Annotated in this window: 31 protein-coding genes; 28 read left to right on the top strand and 3 right to left on the bottom strand. The window is 50.8% G+C overall.

Features of this window, described 5'->3' with window-relative positions; all coding sequences use genetic code 11:
• The first annotated feature begins 361 nt into the window (after window positions 1–361).
• The 5 genes from rpsJ to KO503_RS03190 all read left to right on the top strand — a co-directional run bounded on the left by rpsJ (window position 362) and on the right by KO503_RS03190 (window position 3,577).
• Window positions 362–670, top strand: coding sequence for a 30S ribosomal protein S10 (rpsJ, locus tag KO503_RS03170; protein WP_085848206.1), 309 nt, complete (start codon window positions 362–364; stop codon window positions 668–670).
• A 14-nt stretch (window positions 671–684) separates the two neighbouring features.
• Window positions 685–1,410, top strand: a complete 726-nt coding sequence (gene rplC, locus KO503_RS03175; RefSeq protein ID WP_215990142.1) for a 50S ribosomal protein L3 — start codon at window positions 685–687, stop codon at window positions 1,408–1,410.
• Window positions 1,407–2,027: a 50S ribosomal protein L4 gene (gene rplD / locus KO503_RS03180; protein WP_215990143.1), complete on the top strand. Its 621-nt coding sequence runs from the start codon at window positions 1,407–1,409 to the stop codon at window positions 2,025–2,027. Before rplC ends, rplD begins: the two co-directional genes overlap by 4 nt.
• On the top strand, window positions 2,024–2,320 hold the full coding sequence (locus KO503_RS03185) for a 50S ribosomal protein L23 (protein WP_215990144.1): 297 nt from the start codon (window positions 2,024–2,026) through the stop codon (window positions 2,318–2,320). Before rplD ends, KO503_RS03185 begins: the two co-directional genes overlap by 4 nt.
• Before the next feature lie 144 nt (window positions 2,321–2,464).
• Window positions 2,465–3,577, top strand: coding sequence for a hypothetical protein (locus KO503_RS03190; RefSeq protein WP_215990145.1), 1,113 nt, complete (start codon window positions 2,465–2,467; stop codon window positions 3,575–3,577).
• 69 nt (window positions 3,578–3,646) lie between these two features.
• Here the strand turns inward: KO503_RS03190 and KO503_RS03195 are convergent, their stop codons facing one another.
• The gene (locus tag KO503_RS03195; protein WP_215990146.1) at window positions 3,647–3,892 is read right to left on the bottom strand and encodes a hypothetical protein; all 246 of its coding nucleotides are present in this window, start codon (window positions 3,890–3,892) and stop codon (window positions 3,647–3,649) included.
• A gap of 287 nt (window positions 3,893–4,179) precedes the next feature.
• On the opposite strand from KO503_RS03195, the gene rplB reads away from it, so the two are divergent.
• The 6 genes from rplB (at window position 4,180) to KO503_RS03225 (ending at window position 7,953) form a co-directional block, all read left to right on the top strand.
• Window positions 4,180–5,019: a 50S ribosomal protein L2 gene (gene rplB / locus KO503_RS03200; protein ID WP_215990147.1), complete on the top strand. Its 840-nt coding sequence runs from the start codon at window positions 4,180–4,182 to the stop codon at window positions 5,017–5,019.
• Between the two features lie 3 nt (window positions 5,020–5,022).
• Window positions 5,023–5,301 carry a 30S ribosomal protein S19 gene (gene rpsS, locus KO503_RS03205; protein ID WP_009574008.1) on the top strand — a complete coding sequence of 93 codons (279 nt, stop codon included), beginning with the start codon at window positions 5,023–5,025 and terminating at the stop codon, window positions 5,299–5,301.
• 3 nt (window positions 5,302–5,304) lie between these two features.
• Complete coding sequence (gene rplV / locus KO503_RS03210; RefSeq protein ID WP_215944150.1) at window positions 5,305–5,685, top strand: 50S ribosomal protein L22; 381 nt, start codon at window positions 5,305–5,307, stop codon at window positions 5,683–5,685.
• Window positions 5,685–6,392 (top strand): 30S ribosomal protein S3, encoded by a 708-nt coding sequence (gene rpsC, locus KO503_RS03215; protein WP_215990148.1) that lies wholly within the window; start codon window positions 5,685–5,687, stop codon window positions 6,390–6,392. Before rplV ends, rpsC begins: the two co-directional genes overlap by 1 nt.
• A 13-nt stretch (window positions 6,393–6,405) precedes the next feature.
• Window positions 6,406–6,819: a 50S ribosomal protein L16 gene (gene rplP, locus KO503_RS03220; protein ID WP_123794175.1), complete on the top strand. Its 414-nt coding sequence runs from the start codon at window positions 6,406–6,408 to the stop codon at window positions 6,817–6,819.
• A 369-nt stretch (window positions 6,820–7,188) separates the two neighbouring features.
• A complete protein-coding gene (locus tag KO503_RS03225; RefSeq protein ID WP_215990149.1) occupies window positions 7,189–7,953 on the top strand; it encodes an ion transporter in 765 nt (254 codons plus the stop codon).
• 79 nt (window positions 7,954–8,032) lie between these two features.
• On the opposite strand, the gene KO503_RS03230 is transcribed toward KO503_RS03225, so the two are convergent.
• Window positions 8,033–8,518, bottom strand: a complete 486-nt coding sequence (locus tag KO503_RS03230) for a hypothetical protein (RefSeq protein WP_215990150.1) — start codon at window positions 8,516–8,518, stop codon at window positions 8,033–8,035.
• 88 nt (window positions 8,519–8,606) lie between these two features.
• Window positions 8,607–9,227, bottom strand: coding sequence for a TIGR02466 family protein (locus tag KO503_RS03235; RefSeq protein ID WP_215990151.1), 621 nt, complete (start codon window positions 9,225–9,227; stop codon window positions 8,607–8,609).
• 157 nt (window positions 9,228–9,384) lie between these two features.
• Between KO503_RS03235 and KO503_RS03240 the strand changes: the two genes are divergently transcribed.
• The 17 genes from KO503_RS03240 to KO503_RS03320 all read left to right on the top strand — a co-directional run bounded on the left by KO503_RS03240 (window position 9,385) and on the right by KO503_RS03320 (window position 18,399).
• A complete protein-coding gene (locus tag KO503_RS03240; protein ID WP_215990152.1) occupies window positions 9,385–9,870 on the top strand; it encodes a bacterioferritin in 486 nt (161 codons plus the stop codon).
• Window positions 9,871–9,968: 98 nt separating this feature from the next.
• Window positions 9,969–10,334: a hypothetical protein gene (locus tag KO503_RS03245; RefSeq protein WP_215990153.1), complete on the top strand. Its 366-nt coding sequence runs from the start codon at window positions 9,969–9,971 to the stop codon at window positions 10,332–10,334.
• A 168-nt stretch (window positions 10,335–10,502) separates the two neighbouring features.
• Window positions 10,503–10,703, top strand: coding sequence for a 50S ribosomal protein L29 (gene rpmC / locus KO503_RS03250; protein WP_215944158.1), 201 nt, complete (start codon window positions 10,503–10,505; stop codon window positions 10,701–10,703).
• A gap of 14 nt (window positions 10,704–10,717) precedes the next feature.
• On the top strand, window positions 10,718–10,945 hold the full coding sequence (gene rpsQ / locus KO503_RS03255; RefSeq protein WP_215944159.1) for a 30S ribosomal protein S17: 228 nt from the start codon (window positions 10,718–10,720) through the stop codon (window positions 10,943–10,945).
• A 110-nt stretch (window positions 10,946–11,055) separates the two neighbouring features.
• Complete coding sequence (gene rplN, locus KO503_RS03260) at window positions 11,056–11,424, top strand: 50S ribosomal protein L14 (protein ID WP_215944160.1); 369 nt, start codon at window positions 11,056–11,058, stop codon at window positions 11,422–11,424.
• Window positions 11,424–11,729, top strand: coding sequence for a 50S ribosomal protein L24 (gene rplX / locus KO503_RS03265; protein WP_215990154.1), 306 nt, complete (start codon window positions 11,424–11,426; stop codon window positions 11,727–11,729). The genes rplN and rplX overlap by 1 nt, the downstream gene beginning before the upstream one ends.
• A complete protein-coding gene (rplE, locus tag KO503_RS03270; RefSeq protein WP_215990155.1) occupies window positions 11,729–12,292 on the top strand; it encodes a 50S ribosomal protein L5 in 564 nt (187 codons plus the stop codon). The genes rplX and rplE overlap by 1 nt, the downstream gene beginning before the upstream one ends.
• 19 nt (window positions 12,293–12,311) lie before the next feature.
• Window positions 12,312–12,617: a 30S ribosomal protein S14 gene (gene rpsN / locus KO503_RS03275; RefSeq protein WP_215944163.1), complete on the top strand. Its 306-nt coding sequence runs from the start codon at window positions 12,312–12,314 to the stop codon at window positions 12,615–12,617.
• A gap of 12 nt (window positions 12,618–12,629) precedes the next feature.
• Window positions 12,630–13,022: a 30S ribosomal protein S8 gene (gene rpsH, locus KO503_RS03280; RefSeq protein WP_215944164.1), complete on the top strand. Its 393-nt coding sequence runs from the start codon at window positions 12,630–12,632 to the stop codon at window positions 13,020–13,022.
• 10 nt (window positions 13,023–13,032) lie between these two features.
• The gene (rplF, locus tag KO503_RS03285; RefSeq protein WP_215944165.1) at window positions 13,033–13,566 is read left to right on the top strand and encodes a 50S ribosomal protein L6; all 534 of its coding nucleotides are present in this window, start codon (window positions 13,033–13,035) and stop codon (window positions 13,564–13,566) included.
• Between the two features lie 11 nt (window positions 13,567–13,577).
• On the top strand, window positions 13,578–13,937 hold the full coding sequence (gene rplR / locus KO503_RS03290) for a 50S ribosomal protein L18 (protein WP_215990156.1): 360 nt from the start codon (window positions 13,578–13,580) through the stop codon (window positions 13,935–13,937).
• Between the two features lie 137 nt (window positions 13,938–14,074).
• On the top strand, window positions 14,075–14,647 hold the full coding sequence (gene rpsE, locus KO503_RS03295) for a 30S ribosomal protein S5 (protein WP_215990157.1): 573 nt from the start codon (window positions 14,075–14,077) through the stop codon (window positions 14,645–14,647).
• A gap of 12 nt (window positions 14,648–14,659) precedes the next feature.
• The gene (gene rpmD / locus KO503_RS03300) at window positions 14,660–14,851 is read left to right on the top strand and encodes a 50S ribosomal protein L30 (RefSeq protein WP_215990158.1); all 192 of its coding nucleotides are present in this window, start codon (window positions 14,660–14,662) and stop codon (window positions 14,849–14,851) included.
• A gap of 588 nt (window positions 14,852–15,439) precedes the next feature.
• Window positions 15,440–15,658: a DUF1127 domain-containing protein gene (locus KO503_RS03305; protein ID WP_215990159.1), complete on the top strand. Its 219-nt coding sequence runs from the start codon at window positions 15,440–15,442 to the stop codon at window positions 15,656–15,658.
• A 237-nt stretch (window positions 15,659–15,895) separates the two neighbouring features.
• A complete protein-coding gene (gene rplO, locus KO503_RS03310) occupies window positions 15,896–16,366 on the top strand; it encodes a 50S ribosomal protein L15 (protein ID WP_215990160.1) in 471 nt (156 codons plus the stop codon).
• 102 nt (window positions 16,367–16,468) lie between these two features.
• Window positions 16,469–17,827: a preprotein translocase subunit SecY gene (secY, locus tag KO503_RS03315; RefSeq protein ID WP_215942220.1), complete on the top strand. Its 1,359-nt coding sequence runs from the start codon at window positions 16,469–16,471 to the stop codon at window positions 17,825–17,827.
• Window positions 17,824–18,399, top strand: a complete 576-nt coding sequence (locus KO503_RS03320) for an adenylate kinase (protein WP_215990161.1) — start codon at window positions 17,824–17,826, stop codon at window positions 18,397–18,399. The genes secY and KO503_RS03320 overlap by 4 nt, the downstream gene beginning before the upstream one ends.
• Window positions 18,400–18,476 lie beyond the last annotated feature (77 nt).

Here is an 18,476-nt window from a genome sequence, read left to right on the forward strand (position 1 = left end):
CTAAAATCATCGAGTAAGCCTTATCGCTTATAAGACTTAGAAAAGGCCGCTCGTAAGGGCGGCCTTTTTGGTTTTGCATTTGTTTTGCGGGGGCCGCTCGAACAGAATAATAGTGTAGAAACACGACAGATTTTGCTACATTTTAACCTGCCCTCAGGTCGCTGATCGCCAAGCCTGCCTGACTCATTTCACATTTTCACATCAAAGGTATTGCCACATAGCAATCCAGCCTGTATTGGGCGTGAATTCGTAACTAACGAAGTCTACGGGTGAGATTCGTCTCGCCAATTTTGGGTTCGATGTGGGAGTGCAATAAGGTGCTTCGACCTCTCAACTTAAAAGCCTAAACGGAGGCATTGCAATGCAAAGCCAAAACATCCGCATTCGGTTGAAGGCCTTTGATTTCCGCGTTCTTGACGCATCTACACAGGAAATCGTGAACACGGCTAAGCGCACCGGCGCTCAAGTACGTGGCCCGATCCCACTGCCAAACAAAATCGAAAAATTCACTGTTTTGCGTGGCCCACACGTTGACAAGAAATCCCGCGATCAGTTCGAGATCCGTACGCACAAGCGTCTTCTCGACATCGTAGACCCAACACCACAGACTGTGGACGCGCTGATGAAGCTCGACCTCGCTGCCGGCGTTGACGTCGAAATCAAAGTATAAGGGGGCAATTGAATATGTTGCGCTCTGGTATTATCGCGAAAAAAGTGGGCATGACCCGCTTGTTCATGGAAGACGGCAAACAGGTTCCTGTAACCGTCCTTCAACTCGAAAACTTGCAAGTTCTTGCACAACGCACATCTGAGAAGCACGGCTACACAGCTGTTCAACTCGGTTGCGGCAATGCAAAAGCAAAACGCACATCCCAAGCTATGCGTGGCGTTTTCGCGGCTGCGAATGTTGCGCCAAAACGCAAAATCGCAGAATTCCGCGTAGACGAAGCGAACCTCATCGCTGTTGGTGAAGAAATCTCAGCTGAGCATTACTTCGAAGGCCAATACGTTGACGTTGCTGGTACATCTATCGGTAAAGGTTTTGCTGGTGCGATGAAGCGTCACAACTTTGGCGGTTTGCGTGCGACACACGGTGTGTCTATCTCTCACCGTTCGCATGGTTCGACTGGTCAGTGTCAAGACCCAGGTAAAGTTTTCAAAGGTAAGAAAATGGCTGGTCACATGGGCGCTGCTCGTGTCACGACACAAAACCTTCAGGTTGTCCGCACAGACGCTGACCGTGGCTTGATCATGGTCAAAGGCGCTGTTCCTGGCTCCAAAGGTGGTTGGGTCACTGTCAAAGACGCTGTGAAAAAGCCGTTCCCTGAGAATGCGCCACTTCCAGCTGCCTTGAAATCTGCGGCTGCAGCAGCTCCGGCTGAAGCACCTGTTGAAGGAGGTGAAGCATGAAACTTGACGTAATCAAACTTGACGGCGAAAAAGCTGGTACACTGGATCTGGACGAAGCACTCTTCGGTCTTGAGCCACGTGCAGACATTCTTCACCGCGTGGTGCGCTGGCAGCGCAACAAAGCGCAAGCTGGTACACACAAGGTAAAGACACGCTCAGAAGTTAGCTACTCCACGAAGAAGATCTACCGCCAAAAAGGCACCGGTGGCGCACGCCACGGGTCTCGTAAGGCACCGATCTTCCGCAAAGGTGGTATCTACAAGGGTCCTACACCGCGGTCTCACGGTCACGAGCTTACGAAGAAATTCCGTAAACTTGGCCTGAAACACGCGCTCTCTTCAAAAGCAGGCGCAGGCAATCTTGTAATCCTCGACGACGCCAAATTGGCTGGTGCGAAGACTGCAATGCTTGCAAAAGCTGTTAAAGAGCAGGGCTGGAAACGCGTCCTCATCATTGATGGTGCAGAAATCGACACAAACCTCAAAGCCGCAGCTGCGAACTTGACTGGTGTTGATATCTTGCCAACAATGGGCGCCAACGTATACGACATCCTGAAACGTGACACACTCGTGCTTACGAAATCAGCTGTCGAAGCTCTGGAGGCTCGCCTCAAATGACCACTAAAGCAGATATGTACGACGTAATTCGTAAGCCTATCATCACTGAGAAAGCCACTATGGCTTCCGAACATGGTGCGGTTGTTTTCGAAGTTGCGATCGACTCTAACAAACCACAAATCAAAGAAGCCGTCGAAACGCTCTTTGGTGTGAAAGTTAAAGCCGTGAACACATCGATCACAAAAGGCAAAGCAAAACGCTTCCGCGGAATGCTCGGCAAACGCAAAGACGTTAAAAAAGCCTACGTGACACTCGAAGAAGGCAACTCCATCGACGTGTCCACTGGTCTCTAAATCCTTTCGGATTTGACTGGTTAGAAATTGAAAAGCCCCTCGCATTTTCGAGGGGCTTTTTGTATGTTCTATCGTAGTTGGTGTGTGTGGTGAGTGATGACATTCTTGTCGCACTGAAAGCACTGTGTTGTGGAGATTTAGCCTATGCTCAGATCCCTGTTCCAGTTTGCGCAAGCGCAGTCGTCACGCTTCATCGCTGTATATATTTTGGTTTGGGCATTTGCCGCTGCGTTGATTGCGATCTTGCAGCCTGAGTATAATTGGGACGTCATCGGCTACGTGGCGTCTGGGCTGAGTTTTATAGGTCTGTCTGGCGTGTCACTGCATGAATTGACCTACGCAGATGTCGAATCGGCTGTTCGAGATTTTGCTGTTTTTGATGCACTCACATCAGGTAAAGAGTATCGCGCCGGCGTAGCACTTGATCCGATAGCTCTAGAGCAGCAGCTCCCATTCTATCAAACACGCGTCCTCTATATTTGGCTGTCTTTGGCGGTTTTTGCCTGTGTGCCAACACTGTCGTTCGCGACGGTTTTGGTTTCCGGGTGTTCGGCGGCTATCAGTCTTTGGGTGTCGCATCGATTGTTCGCGATCAGGGGTTGGTGGACAGCTTTGCTTTTGCCAATTGGGCTCTACTTTGGCGGACTGGATGTCTTAGCAGACAAAAGCAGCCCCGACGCTCTTTCTGTTTGTTTGGTCATGACGGCTCTGCTCGTGGCGTCGAAAAAGCCTCGGCTGGGGGTGGTGTTGTTTGCTGTGTTGCCGTTGCTGCGGACCGACTATGTGATTTTGGTATATTTGTCTCCGATCCTCTTCTGGGGGGCCGTGAGGTGGACGGCGATTGCCGCAAGTTTGAGTGTTGCGCTTGTCATTTACATGTCCCTGAACATGGGGTTCGGGAACTACGGGTATCTCCATATTTTCAATTTTACGCTGATCCAAGGTCCGCAGGTCTATCCTGTTGATATGACCATCTCAAAGGAACTATCTGACTATCTGGCAGCCTACACTCGCGGCGCGCGCCGCTTTTGGGAAACGGGAAACGTGCCAGCTTTGGTTCTGGCGTCTGGGTGTATGATTTATAACTTTGTGAAAGCACCGCAGTTTCTTGACAGGGCAATGCTTACACTGCTGTTGTTCGGGTTAGCGCATTTCGTGCTTTTCCCCGTAGGCTTTGAGCGCTTCTACGTTCTGACGTTGGTTTTTTGCTTTGGGTACGCTGTAAAGCAAGTTGACCGTTATGTCGTAGAGCGGTGACTTGAGTACTGCACTTGAAGGCAAAATGATTTCGCGAGATGCTGCGTAAGTGCAAAGACGTTAAAAGGTCTAAGTGCCCCCGAAGAAGGCAACTTCATCGACATGTCCGCTGGTCTCTAAGTGTGGTCCGAACCTGAGATTGTTAGAAATTGAATCGCCCCTCGAGAAATCGACGGGCGATTTTTTTGCTGCAGTACGGGCGTAGATCGAGAGGTAATTTGTTGTCAGATACTTAGTTTCAAGTTGCACCATGTTCGCTACAGTACCAAGCGCGACTTGATAATTGTGGGCGGCCTGATGAAGATAGGTGTTCATTCTAAGCCCTCATGTCGACGGTAACGAATATCGTGTCGCGGTTGCCGTGGGCATAACTGCCCTAGTTTGGCTGGCGCGTTTTTTTGCTAATCGTCATAAGGAGGGGAGCTTTGGGCCCCTCCCCACTAGACACCCAATCCCCCCTCTGATACTCCCCAGCAATCTTATGGCTACAGATTCGTTCTGTGGTCTTTTGATATATGAATTTGGGCACCTACGGGGGCCTACACACAGACCTTCAGGGCAACCTGAACATAGGGTCACAAAGCAAACGGAAGACAGAAACTATGGCACTAAAGTCGTACAAACCAACGACGCCTGGCCAGCGCGGGCTGGTTCTGATCGACCGTTCGGAGCTTTGGAAAGGACGTCCAGTCAAATCCCTTACTCAGGGTCTGACGAAAAAGGGCGGCCGGAACAACACCGGACGGATCACGATGCGCCGCATCGGCGGGGGCGCAAAGCGTCTTTACCGCATCGTCGATTTCAAGCGTAATAAATTTGATGTCCCAGCGACTGTAGAACGGATCGAATATGACCCGAACCGCACCGCGTTCATCGCACTGATCAAATACGAAGACGGCGAGCAAAACTACATCATCGCTCCTCAGCGTCTTGCAGTTGGTGACAAAGTCATCGCCTCTGCTAAAGCTGACGTGAAGCCTGGTAACGCTATGCCGTTCTCCGGTCTCCCAATCGGTACCATCGTCCACAACGTTGAGATGAAACAGGGCAAAGGCGGTCAAATCGCTCGTGCTGCTGGTACATATGCTCAATTCGTTGGTCGTGACGGTGGCTACGCTCAGATTCGCCTTTCTTCGGGTGAGTTGCGCATGGTTCGTCAAGAATGCATGGCAACGGTTGGCGCAGTTTCCAACCCTGACAACTCGAACCAAAACCTTGGTAAAGCCGGTCGTAACCGCCACAAGGGCATCCGCCCATCCGTACGTGGTGTTGTTATGAACCCGATCGATCACCCTCACGGTGGTGGTGAAGGTCGTACCTCAGGTGGTCGTCACCCAGTGACACCTTGGGGTAAGCCGACTAAAGGCGCGAAAACGCGTAAAAACAAAGGGAGCGATAAACTTATCATCCGTTCCCGTCATGCTCGGAAGAAGGGTCGCTAGAATATGGCACGTTCTGTCTGGAAAGGCCCATTTGTGGACGCGTACGTCCTCAAGAAAGCCGAGAAAGCTCGTGAGTCCGGTCGCAACGAGGTCATCAAGATCTGGTCACGCCGCTCAACAATTTTGCCTCAGTTCGTTGGTCTCACCTTTGGTGTGTACAACGGCCGTAAGCACATTCCTGTAAACGTCACAGAAGACATGATTGGTCAAAAGTTCGGTGAGTATTCACCAACTCGTACCTACTACGGTCACGCTGCAGACAAAAAAGCGAAACGGAAATAAGTCATGGGTAAGGTATCAAATCCCCGCCGCGTGGCCGACAACGAAGCAATGGCGAAAACGCGCATGCTCCGTACGTCTCCGCAAAAGCTCAACCTCGTTGCTCAGATGATCCGCGGTAAGAAAGTCGACAAGGCCCTCACAGACCTGACGTTTTCTAACAAGCGTATTGCTGCAGATGTGAAGAAATGTCTTCAGTCCGCGATTGCCAACGCTGAAAACAACCACAATCTTGACGTCGATGAACTCATCGTTGCTGAAGCTTGGGTTGGCAAAAACTTGACGATGAAACGTGGTCGCCCACGTGCGCGTGGTCGTTTTGGCAAAATCTTGAAGCCATTCGCTGAAATCACCATCAAGGTGCGCCAAGTTGAGGAGCAAAGCTAATGGGTCATAAAGTCAATCCAATCGGCATGCGTTTGCAAATCAACCGCACTTGGGACAGCCGCTGGTACGCAGAATCCAAAGATTTCGGTGATCTTCTTCTTGAAGACATCAAAATCCGCGAATTCGTTAAAGAAGAGTGCAAGCAAGCTGGTATCTCTCGCGTGATCATCGAACGTCCACACAAAAAATGCCGTGTGACAGTTCACACTGCACGCCCAGGTGTGATCATCGGTAAAAAAGGCGCAGACATCGAAACGCTTCGCAAGAAGATCGCTGCGATGACTGCTTCTGAATTGCACCTCAACATCGTTGAAGTTCGCAAGCCAGATCTTGACGCCGCTCTCGTTGCTGAGTCTATCGCTCAACAGCTGGAACGTCGTGTGTCTTTCCGCCGCGCTATGAAGCGTTCGGTTCAGAACACAATGCGTCAGGGTGCTCTTGGTATCCGTGTAAACGTTGCTGGCCGTCTTGGCGGCGCGGAAATCGCGCGTACAGAATGGTACCGCGAAGGTCGCGTTCCGTTGCACACTTTGCGTGCGGACATCGATTATGCATCTTTCGAAGCCATGACTGCTTACGGCATCATCGGCATCAAAGTTTGGATCTTCAAAGGCGAGATCATGGAACACGATCCACAGGCTCGTGACCGTCGTCTCGAAGAAGCCCAACAAGGTCCGGCGCCCCGTGGCGACCGCGGCCGTCGCTAAGGAGATCTGATAAATGCTTCAGCCAAAGCGTACGAAATTTCGCAAGATGCACAAAGGCAGCATCAAAGGTCTCGCCAAAGGCGGGTCTGATCTGAACTTCGGCACTTACGGTCTTAAGGCACTTGAGCCTGAGCGCGTAACTGCTCGTCAGATCGAAGCTGCTCGTCGTGCAATGACACGCCACATGAAACGCCAAGGCCGCGTTTGGATCCGCATCTTCCCAGATGTACCTGTCACATCCAAACCGACCGAAGTACGTATGGGTAAAGGTAAAGGCTCTGTTGATTACTGGGCATGCAAGGTCAAACCTGGCCGCGTTATGTTCGAAATCGACGGCGTTGGTGAAGACGTTGCACGTGAGGCCCTGCGCCTTGCTGCAATGAAATTGCCTGTCAAAACCCGCACCGTGGTGCGCGAAGACTGGTAAATGTCGATTGTGCCTTCGGGCACTCTTGGCCACCAAGTCTAACAGTATAAAAGGCCCCGCTGCGAAGCGGGGTTTTTTGCTTTTGGGATGCCTGTCCTAAATTTGGAAAAGCCTCATACCAAAACAGAACCGTGTATTTTGCTGTGATTAGTGTTTGAATGTAGGAGTAAACCCCGCGATGTTTTACGTGTTTCAAACTTTATGCGTTTTCCAGTTTACATGTTTTAAAGGTGGGTCTGATGCTTATCCGCCCACCAAGCAAGCAGTTCATTGACTGCATGCGCTTTCGCCAAGGGATTTCCCCGCCAAGCCTTGATCCCGCGCGCAACACAGGCCATATCCGCTCTGACACGTAACAGGAGCACACAGATGCGCGCGCAGATTGCAGATATTCTCGATCGGTCTTTGACCCAAAATATCATCATGGGCGTGATCTTGTTCAATGCTGTGATTTTGGGGCTGGAAACCTCTGATGCCGCCATGGCGCGGGCAGGGGGGCTGATTCATGCACTGGACATCGCTTGCCTGACAATTTTCGTGATCGAAATCGCTGCCAAAATCTATGCCCGCCGTTTGGCGTTTTTCAAATCGGGCTGGGGTCTGTTCGATTTGGCCATCGTTGGCATCTCGCTTTTGCCTTTTGCCCAAGGTCTGGCCGTGCTGCGTGCCCTGCGCATCTTTCGACTGCTGCGGGTCATATCGGTCGTGCCGTCTTTGCGCCGTGTGGTCGAGGCTTTCATCATGGCGCTGCCCGGTATGGCGTCAGTGTTTTTCCTGACAGGGATTATTTTCTATATCGGGTCCGTGATGGCGACCAAACTGTATGGCGATAGCTTTCCCGAATGGTTTGGCACCTTGGGGCGTTCGCTTTATTCCCTGTTCCAAATCATGACGCTGGAAAGCTGGTCCATGGGCATCGTGCGCCCTGTAATGGAAGTGCATTCAAATTCGTGGCTGTTCTTTATCCCGTTCATCTTGGTCACAGCTTTTGCGGTGATGAACCTCGTTGTCGGTCTGATCGTCAACTCCATGCAAGACGCCCACGCCGCAGAAGAACACGCCGCCACCGACAGCTACCGCGAAGATATAACTGCGCGTCTGGATCGGATTGAGAAGGCTTTGGGGGAGCGGTAGCCATAAGATGGCGTACTATCTGAGGTCTGAAGCGACGATAGGTTAACCTTTTCCGTCAAGAAATCGGCAGAGGTTGGGCTTATGACCAGCTTTGAGTATACCAGTTATAGGCTATTAATTCTGGAAAAAAGTCGGGCGTGGGCATTGGTGTTATTCCGTCATTTCTGTCCCAAAACCGCGAATAGATTACGACACAATCTTCTGGTAACGCACTTTTCCTTGAAACATTGAGCTTGGGTTGCAGCTTATATATGAGCGCGCCTTCTGCGATGTGTAGGTCTGTGGGTGTTTTGCGTGTTCGCCTTCCAGATAAGCCTGCAGTTGCAATTTCTCCGAGATAATAGGTGTTATTGATTGGATCTTTCATCTTTGGATGTCCACCAAACCGAGAGCTGGGTGAAGTTGAGAGGCCAATATAGTTGATGGTGCTTGTGCTTGGCGCATCTCCGTTCGATATGCCCATATAAAGGGTACGTGACCCTTTACCCCAAGCCGAGGCTTCTTTCTTAAAATCTTGAAGCGAAGTGTAAGGTCCGTACCATTCTACTATGATCGCGATTGGCATTTTGTTTCCTAATTAGAGTTTTCAAATAGGATATATTCGGGCAAATATCGGCGAAACGTAATGCGCTCGATACTCGTCCTCAAATTACTCATTCCCACCGATAATTGAAGCTCACAGAAATGCGGTGCTCTTCTGACATGTTCATAGGCACTTCGTGGCGCAGCCAGCTTTCCCAGAGCAATACGTCACCGACCTCTGGTTTGATGTAAACGAAACTTTTCATGTCCTCGCGTGCGTCTTTAACGCGGGGTGGGGCGGCCATCATCATGGCGTGACGCGGATCTTCGAGTTTCAGGGCTGAGGCACCTTCGGGCATCGCCACATAAGTGGTGCCAGAGATCACAGAATGCGGGTGGATATGGGCTGAATGCGCGCCGCCTTCGGGTAGGATGTTGATCCACAGGTCTTCCAGTACCAGCTTGCGGTCGTCCAGATCAAATTGCAGGTCGGCGGCAAAGGCGGCGACATGTTGATCTAGGCTGTCGGTGATGTCCTTGAAAATCGGAAAGCGCCACCCAAGGTCTGTCAGGGAAGCATAGCTGGTGTAGCCGGCAAAATCATTGGCCTCACACCAATCTTGGCCCGCCTCGTCATCTTCGGCAATCGACAGACAAGAGGTTTCCAACTCATCCGCGTCCACTGGCGTGCCAAATTCGGACAGAGCAGCGCGGTAAAGGCGGGTGACGAAAAGGGATGAGATGTCGGGCATGATGTGATCCTCAAAATTGGGAATGCCAAAGGCGTTTTCTGACATCGCATGTGTATGAAAAAAGTGCAATCATGGGGTGAAAACTTGCGGCAGGCCACTATATTAGAATCATTCTAACTTATGCCTCCCCAAAGGCGATTCGAAAGGACGTAACGCTATGAACAACGACACGACATTGAAAAACCTCAATACGGCGCTTCAAATGGAGCTGACTGCGGCGCATCAGTATCAGCTTCATGCTCATGTACTCGATGATTGGGGATTGGACAAACTTGCCGAAAAAATGCGTGAAGAGTTCGCAGAAGAGACCGAGCATTCGAATCTGTTCCTTGAGCGTATGTTCGAGCTTGGCGGCGCGCCTGAAATGGCATTTGCCTCAACACCAAAGGTCGCGACATCTTTGAAAGATATGTTCAACATGGATTTGGTTGATGAACGTGCCGCGACGGATTTCTATACGCAGGCAGCGAAATCGGCTTATGAAGCTGGTGATCTGAAATCAAAGCGTCTCTTTGAGACGATTGCGATTGATGAGGTTGGCCACCAAAGCTGGCTCGAACTACAGCTCAGCCTGCTTGAGCGTATTGGCGAGCAGAACTATGCATCCAAATATGTATCTGCGGCCGCGCCTGACCAAGAGTGATCCCCTTGTGATCGAAACAGCAAAACCTCGCCCGCAGTGTTCACGCATTTCACAGCAAAGTGAGTGCAGGGCGGGGGAGGTATTGCTATACTGAACAGATGAAACAGACAGTCCCAATTATCTTCAGCCTTTTCCTTATGCCTGTTCATCCGCTTTGGGCAGACGCCCCTGTGGTTGAAGCTGCGCGTGCCTCTGTGCAAAATGGCGCTTGGCGCTTTGATGTGACCCTATCCCACCCTGATACAGGATGGGATCACTACGCAGATGGATGGCGCGTGCTTGATATGCAGGGTGAGGAACTGGGCTTGCGTGTTTTGACCCACCCCCATGAGCATGAACAGCCGTTCACGCGGTCGCTGTCTGGTGTTGTGATTGCTGAGGGGGTGACGCAGGTTCAAATTCAAGCCCGCGACACCCAAAGCGGCTGGGCCGATGACACCTATGTTGTGAGCTTGCCGGATTGATCACAGCACGGCAGAAAGCCCGATCTTTCCCTTGCTATGACGTTGCATCCCCCCTATAGAAGCACATCGCTCGAACCTCGTTAGGGGATTCGTGTGTTTTGACATTACCCACCAGATCCTGGGTGACCCTAACGGGGGCCCACTGGTGCTTAGGAAAAGGATAAGGCTATGAACGCCGACGAACTGCGCGCCAAAACGCCAGACCAGCTTCGCGAAGAGCTGGCAAACAACAAAAAAGAGTCTTTCAACCTGCGCTTTCAACAAGCAACTGGTCAGCTCGAAAACACCGTTCAAATCCGTAAAGCGCGCCGTGCAGCTGCACGTGTGAAAACGATTTTGAACGAAAAAGCCGCAGCTGCGGCTGAGTAAGAGGAGCTGAGACTATGCCAAAACGTATCCTTTCTGGTGTTGTGACATCTAACCAAAACGAGCAAACAATCACTGTTTCCGTTGAGCGTCGCTTCAAACACCCAGTTCTGAAAAAGACCATTCGTAAGTCCAAAAAATACCGGGCGCACGATGAGACAAACCAATTCAACGTAGGCGATACAGTCCGTATTCAGGAATGTGCACCTAAGTCGAAAACCAAGCGTTGGGAAGCTCTCGTATAAGCGATCGATTTTAACGCAAGTTGAAATCGATTGTGCGGGACTAACCAGCATAATCGAAACCCTGGGGATCCACGCCGCTGCAGGCAGCCCCAAAGGTCGGGAGAAACCACATGATCCAGATGCAGACCAATCTGGATGTAGCTGACAACAGCGGCGCTCGCCGTGTTCAGTGCATCAAGGTTCTCGGCGGTTCACACCGTCGTTACGCGTCCGTGGGTGACATCATCGTTGTATCGGTGAAAGAAGCCATTCCACGCGGCCGTGTGAAAAAAGGGGACGTGCGTAAAGCCGTCGTCGTTCGCACAGCAAAACAAGTTCGTCGTGAAGACGGCACAGCAATCAAATTTGACAGCAACGCTGCTGTGATTTTGAACAACTCAAACGAGCCAGTCGGTACACGTATCTTTGGCCCAGTTGTTCGCGAATTGCGTGCGAAAAACTTTATGAAGATCATCTCACTCGCGCCGGAGGTGCTGTAATGGCTGCTAAACTCCGCAAAGGTGACAAGGTCATCGTTCTCGCTGGTAAAGACAAAGGTAAACAGGGCGAAATCGCTTCTGTGAACCCGTCCAAAGGCAAAGCCGTAATCGAAGGCGTTAACGTCTCATTGCGTCACACAAAAGCGTCTCAAGGCGACCAAGGCGGCAAGAAACCGGTATCTATGCCGATCGACTTGTCTAACCTCGCGATCCTCGACGCAAACGGCAAAGCGACACGTGTTGGCTTCCGCATGGAAGACGACAAAAAAGTGCGCTTCGCTAAGTCCACAGGAGACGTGATCTGATGCTTGATACTGCAAATTACACACCACGTCTTAAGACTGTGTATGCGGATGCCGTTCGCCCAGCTCTGAAAGAAGAGTTTGGCTACAAGAACGACATGCAAATTCCACGTTTGGACAAAATCGTTCTCAACATCGGTTGTGGCGCTGCAGCTGTTCGTGATTCCAAAAAAGCAAAATCTGCTCAGGAAGATCTGACACTCATCGCTGGTCAAAAGGCTTTGACAACGATCGCTAAGAAATCCATCGCTGGTTTCCGCGTTCGTGAAGACATGCCTCTTGGCGCGAAGGTTACTCTTCGTGGCGAAAAGATGTACGAATTCCTCGATCGTCTGATCACGATTGCTATGCCACGTATCCGCGACTTCCGCGGCATTTCTGGCAAATCCTTTGATGGCCGCGGCAACTATGCCATGGGTATCAAAGAGCACATCGTTTTCCCTGAAATCAACTTTGATAACGTTGATGAAAACTGGGGTATGGACATCGTAATCGCAACCACTGCGAAAACTGACGCAGAAGCTAAGGCCTTGTTGAAAGCTTTCAACATGCCTTTCAACAGCTGATCGCGAGGAGTTAGAGAACATGGCTAAGAAATCCATGATCGCACGTGAGCGTAAACGCGAAAAATTGGTGGCAAAATACGCTACCAAACGCGCCGCTCTCAAAGAGATCATTTATGACCAAGAGAAGCCCATGGAAGAGCGTTTTCGCGCAACCATGAAGCTTGCTGAATTGCCGCGCAATAGCTCGGCTGTCCGTCTTCACAACCGTTGTCAGTTGACCGGTCGTCCTCACGCTTACTACCGTAAGCTCAAGGTCAGCCGTATCATGCTGCGGGAACTTGGCTCTTTCGGCCAAATCCCCGGTCTCGTGAAATCAAGCTGGTAAGGAGAGCATAATATGAACGATCCTATCGGCGATATGCTCACACGTATCCGTAACTCTCAAATGCGCGGTAAATCCGTCGTCTCAACACCAGCGTCAAAGCTGCGTGCATGGGTCTTGGACGTGCTGGCAGACGAAGGCTACATCCGTGGCTACGAAAAAGGCACAAACGAAGTTGGTCACCCAACGCTCGAAATCAGCCTGAAATACTTCGAAGGCACTCCTGTTATTCGCGAAGTGAAACGGGTTTCAAAACCTGGTCGTCGTGTGTACCTCGGTGTCAAAGACATCCCAACTGTCCGTCAGGGCTTGGGCTTGTCGATTGTCTCTACACCTAAAGGTGTGATGTCTGATGCAAACGCTCGTGCCAACAATGTTGGCGGCGAAGTGCTTTGCACAGTCTTCTAAGGAGGGTCTGATGTCTCGTATTGGTAAAAAACCGGTCGAGCTGCCCAGCGGCGTTACTGCTTCTGTTTCAGGTCAGACCATCGAAGTGAAGGGGCCAAAAGCCACTCACGCATTCACTGCAACCGACGATGTGACAATCACTGTCGACGGCAACGTGATCACAGTGACACCACGTGGTAAATCCAAACGTGCGCGTCAACAGTGGGGCATGTCCCGCACTGTTATCGCAAACTTGGTAACCGGTGTTTCTACAGGCTTCAAAAAAGAGCTTGAGATCAACGGTGTTGGTTACCGCGCAACAATGCAAGGTAACGTGCTCAAACTCGCTTTGGGTTATTCACATGACGTCCTCTTCGAAGTTCCTGCTGGCGTAACAGTCACAGCTCCGAAGCAGACTGAAATCGTTGTTGAAGGTACAGACGCACAACTCGTTGGCCAAGTCGCGGCAAATATTCGCGAATGGCGGAAACCAGAGCCCTATAAAGGCAAAGGTATCAAATACAAAGACGAGTATATCTTCCGCAAAGAAGGTAAGAAGAAGTAAGGACGTAGATCATGGCAAACAGCAAAAGAGACCTGTTCTTGAAGCGCCGCCTGCGCGTCCGGAACAAACTTCGCAAGATGGCAAACGGACGTGCGCGTCTGTCTATCCATCGTTCGAACAAGAACATCAGCGTTCAGTTGATCGACGACGTAAAAGGCGTGACACTCGCGTCTGCTTCTACACTCGAGAAAGATCTCGGCGTAGTTGGCAAAAACAACGTCGAAGCAGCGACAAAAGTCGGTGCGGCGATTGCAGAACGTGCGAAAAAAGCCGGTGTGGAAGTATGTTACTTCGACCGTGGCGGTTTTCTCTTTCACGGTAAAGTTAAGGCCTTGGCCGAAGCGGCACGTGAAGGTGGTTTGAAGTTCTAAAAACTTGTGGAAGGCGCCCGATCTTAGGGTTGGCGCCTTCCCGATGATCCAGGAAAAACGTGAGGCCTCGCGTCTCACGTTTTTCACTTGGATTGATAACATTGGCGCCTCGCGCCACCTATGTAAAGGAATGCCCAATGGCAGATAACAACCGCGGGAATAACCGTCGCGATCGCGATGAAACTCCCGAATTCGCAGATCGTCTTGTCGCGATCAACCGTGTGTCTAAAACAGTTAAAGGTGGTAAGCGTTTTGGCTTTGCTGCTCTTGTTGTTGTTGGCGACCAAAAAGGCCGTGTAGGCTTCGGTAAAGGTAAAGCGAAAGAGGTCCCTGAGGCCATCCGCAAAGCCACCGAGCAAGCCAAGCGCCAAATGATCCGCGTTCCTTTGAAAGAAGGTCGCACATTGCACCACGACGTCAACGGCCGTCACGGTGCTGGTAAAGTTGTGATGCGGACTGCACCACAAGGTACTGGTATCATCGCCGGTGGTCCAATGCGTGCTGTATTTGAAATGCTCGGTGTTCAGGATGTTGTGTCCAAATCTATCGGGTCTTCAAACCCATACAACATGATCCGTGCGACAATCGAAGGCCTCAAAAAAGAGTCTTCACCACGGTCTGTCGCTCAGCGTCGCGGCAAAAAAGTGGCTGACATCTTGAAAAAAGATGAAGCACCTGCAGCTGCACCTGCTGAAACAGCAGAAGCGTAAGGAATAGACATCATGGCTAAAACAATCGTTGTAAAACAGGTCGGTTCTCCGATCCGTCGCCCACAAGATCAACGCGCTACGTTGGTCGGCCTTGGCCTCAACAAAATGCACAAAACACGTGAACTCGAGGATACTCCTGCGATTCGCGGCATGGTGCGTAAGATTTCCCACATGGTGGAAATCATTGAAGAGCGCGACAACTAAGTCGTTCTTTTTGATCTAAAGTCTTTGAAAACGCCCTGCTGGAAACAGTGGGGCGTTTTTCTGTTGGTGGCATTGTTTTGTGCGACTTCTGTCCAACGTCTGATTTAGGGCATGGGGATTTTAGTCTGACACAAAACCCCAAGTCTAATTGATGCAGGTTGGTGCCGCTGCTGAATTGATTGCGTTCGACCTCGACCTTTTCCCAATTTACGGATAGCCGCCTACCGTAACCTCCAACCACTTCCACTAGCGCCGTGGCGATGGCTATAACCAAGCCCTTAAAGCCTTTGCATCCCTTGTTGAGAAGGCAGCGCGATTAACGGAAGGCCGTTGGTAGGGTGACGACCTTAGATGATTGGCGCAATCATAAAGTGATGACTTAATGGCCCCATGGATTGTGGTGTGTGCTACTCGATTCGGAGGATTAAGATTCGGTTTATCGAGCCATGCAGTTCGCGCATGTCGGGGTTGGGATTCTAGCGCTACTCAAAAGTTTTCATTTCGCCTAATTAACAATCAACACCTCATCAGAGGTTACTGAAAAATAGACACGATGAAAACTCATCCCGCTTAAAAAGGTTTTGCTCCATGGCACATGTTTCCAACTACGCTCAGGCGTCTAACGGCTCCGTATTCTCTTCCATCTTCGCTTCTGTTTCAAATGCTTACGCGTCATTCATGCGTGCGCGCGCTGCAGAAAAAACATACAATATGCTGAGCGCATTGTCAGATCGCGAATTGTCGGACATCGGTCTGGATCGCAGCAGCATTGCTGAAGCTTCAGTGGTCAGCCCGCGCACATTCTAATCGACCAGAACAATGTGAGACGATAAACGTCTTTAAAAAGTGGCTCGCATCTTATGCGGGCCCTTTTTGCTTTTACGAGCAGATGGCTGGACGCGATTCTCATGCATTGCGAGACTTGCCAAAACGCGGTTCTGCGTCTATACGCGGCCAGTGGTCCAAGATGACCATAAAGAATCAACATTTAAGCCGTGTTTGGTCTTCCGTCGCTGGGGGCCAGTTCCGGCAAGGAGAAGCGACATGAAACTGCACGAACTTCACGATAACGAAGGCGCAACAAAAGCCAAAAAACGCCGTGGCCGTGGCCCAGGCTCTGGTCTTGGTAAAATGGGTGGCCGTGGTATCAAAGGTCAAAAATCCCGTTCAGGTGTTGCGATCGGTGGCTACGAAGGTGGCCAAATGCCACTCTACATGCGTCTACCAAAGCGTGGCTTTAACAAACCAAACCGTAAAAAATTCGCAGTTGTGAACCTTGGCTTGATCGAAAAATTCGTCGCCGAAGGTAAAATCGATGCGACGGCAGCGATCACCGAAGATACACTTGTTGCATCTGGTTTGATCCGCCGCAAATTGGACGGTATCCGCGTTCTCGCCAAAGGCGAAGCGACATCCAAATTGAACCTGACTGTGACTGGCGCGTCCAAAGCAGCCGTTGAAGCTGTTGCAAAAGCTGGCGGCACTCTCACAGTTACGGCACAAGCCGCAGAATAAGGGTTGTGATAGGGGCCTGAGCCCCTTACATCAATTCCATGTTTTCCAAGCGCCGCCGATCGGGAGAACCGTTCGGCGGCGTTATCGTGAAAGAGAGACCAAATGGCATCTGCAGCAGAACAAATGGCGGCGAACTTAAGCTGGGGCACCTTCGGGAAAGCCACAGAACTTCGTCAGCGTATTATTTTCACCCTCGGTCTGTTGATCGTCTACCGTTTGGGCACATTTATTCCTGTCCCCGGTATCGACGCCAACGCGCTCCGTGACTTTATGGAACAAGCCTCATCTGGCATTGGCGGCATTCTGTCGATGTTTACAGGTGGTGCTTTGGGCCGGATGGGTATTTTCGCCCTCGGCATCATGCCTTATATTTCGGCGTCGATTATCGTTCAGTTATTGACGGCGATGGTCCCCAAGCTTGAGCAACTCAAGAAAGAGGGCGAGCAGGGACGTAAAAAGATCAACCAATACACCCGTTTCGGCACGGTAGCCTTGGCGCTGTTCCAAGCCTACGGGTTGGCTGCCTCTTTGGAGGCGGGCGATTTGGCCCACGAGGCTGGTTGGTATTTCCGTGCAGGTGTGGTTATCACGCTCGTTGGTGGCACCATGTTCCTGATGTGGCTGGGTGAGCAAATCACCAACCGCGGCATCGGCAACGGTATCTCTTTGATCATTTTTGTTGGCATCGTTGCCGAGATTCCAAGTGCCTTGGCGCAGTTCCTTGCCTCTGGTCGTTCCGGTGCGATTTCGCCTTTCGTGATCATCGTCGTTTTAGCAATGATCGTTGGAGTGATTGCCTTCGTGGTCTTTATGGAACGTGCCCTGCGCAAAGTGCACATCCAATATCCACGTCGTCAGCAAGGCATGAAAGTCTTTGACGCACAAAGCAGCCACTTGCCAATTAAAGTGAATCCTGCTGGCGTTATCCCTGCGATCTTTGCCTCATCATTGTTGCTCTTGCCGACGACAATCGCGACTTTCTCTGGTCAGTCTGATCTTGGTCCAGTGATGTCGACAATCTTGGCATACTTCGGTCCGGGCCAGCCTCTATACTTGCTGTTCTTCACTGCGATGATCGTGTTCTTCGCCTACTTCTACACAGCTAACGTTGCCTTTAAGACCGAAGATGTTGCGGATAACCTTAAAAACCAAAACGGTTTTATTCCTGGTATTCGCCCAGGCAAGAAGACTGAAGAGCATTTGGATTACATTGTGGCCCGTCTTTTGGTGATTGGTTCGGCCTATCTTGCGGCAGTTTGTCTCTTGCCTGAGATTTTACGTAGCCAATTTACCATTCCATTCTATTTTGGCGGCACTTCTGTTTTGATCGTTGTTTCAGTGACAATGGATACAATTCAGCAAATTCAGTCACACCTGCTGGCACACCAGTACGAAGGCTTGATCGAAAAATCTCAACTGCGTGGCAAAAAACGTGGCAAAAGAGGGACCGCTAGACGATGAACATTATTCTGCTTGGACCACCCGGAGCGGGCAAAGGAACGCAAGCGCAGCGCCTTGTAAAAGAACGCGGCATGGTGCAACTTTCAACTGGTGATATGCTGCGTGAAGCACGGACATCTGGAACTGAAATGGGCCAGAAAGTTGCTGCAGTGATGGATGCTGGTCAGTTGGTCACTGATGAAATCGTCATCGGCCTCATTGAGGAAAAGATTCGTCAAGGTAATGCGGCTGGATACATCTTTGATGGCTTTCCACGCACCCTTGGCCAAGCTGATGCATTGAATGAGCTGTTGTCACGTAACGGTGCGCAACTCGAAGCCGTGATTCAGCTTGAGGTTGACGATGAGACTTTGGTCGCACGTATTGTCAATCGCGCGAAAGAAGCAGCAGCGGCTGGTCAGCCTGTGCGTGCGGATGACAACGAAGACAGTGTCAAAATTCGCTTGATGGAATACTACAAAAAGACATCTCCGCTGCTCGGCTATTACTATGCCAGAGGCGATTTGCAGTCCGTAAATGGTCTGCAAGATGTTGAAAAAGTTGCATCTGACATCGCGCAAATACTGGACTAAGGTGAGCGGTGCTTTGGCAATTCACAAATAGCGTTTTTGCCTAAGCCACTGAACAGCATTACAAAGGGCGCGTTGAA

This window comes from Pacificibacter marinus (assembly GCF_018860505.1).
GTDB classification, from domain to species: domain Bacteria; phylum Pseudomonadota; class Alphaproteobacteria; order Rhodobacterales; family Rhodobacteraceae; genus Celeribacter; species Celeribacter marinus_B.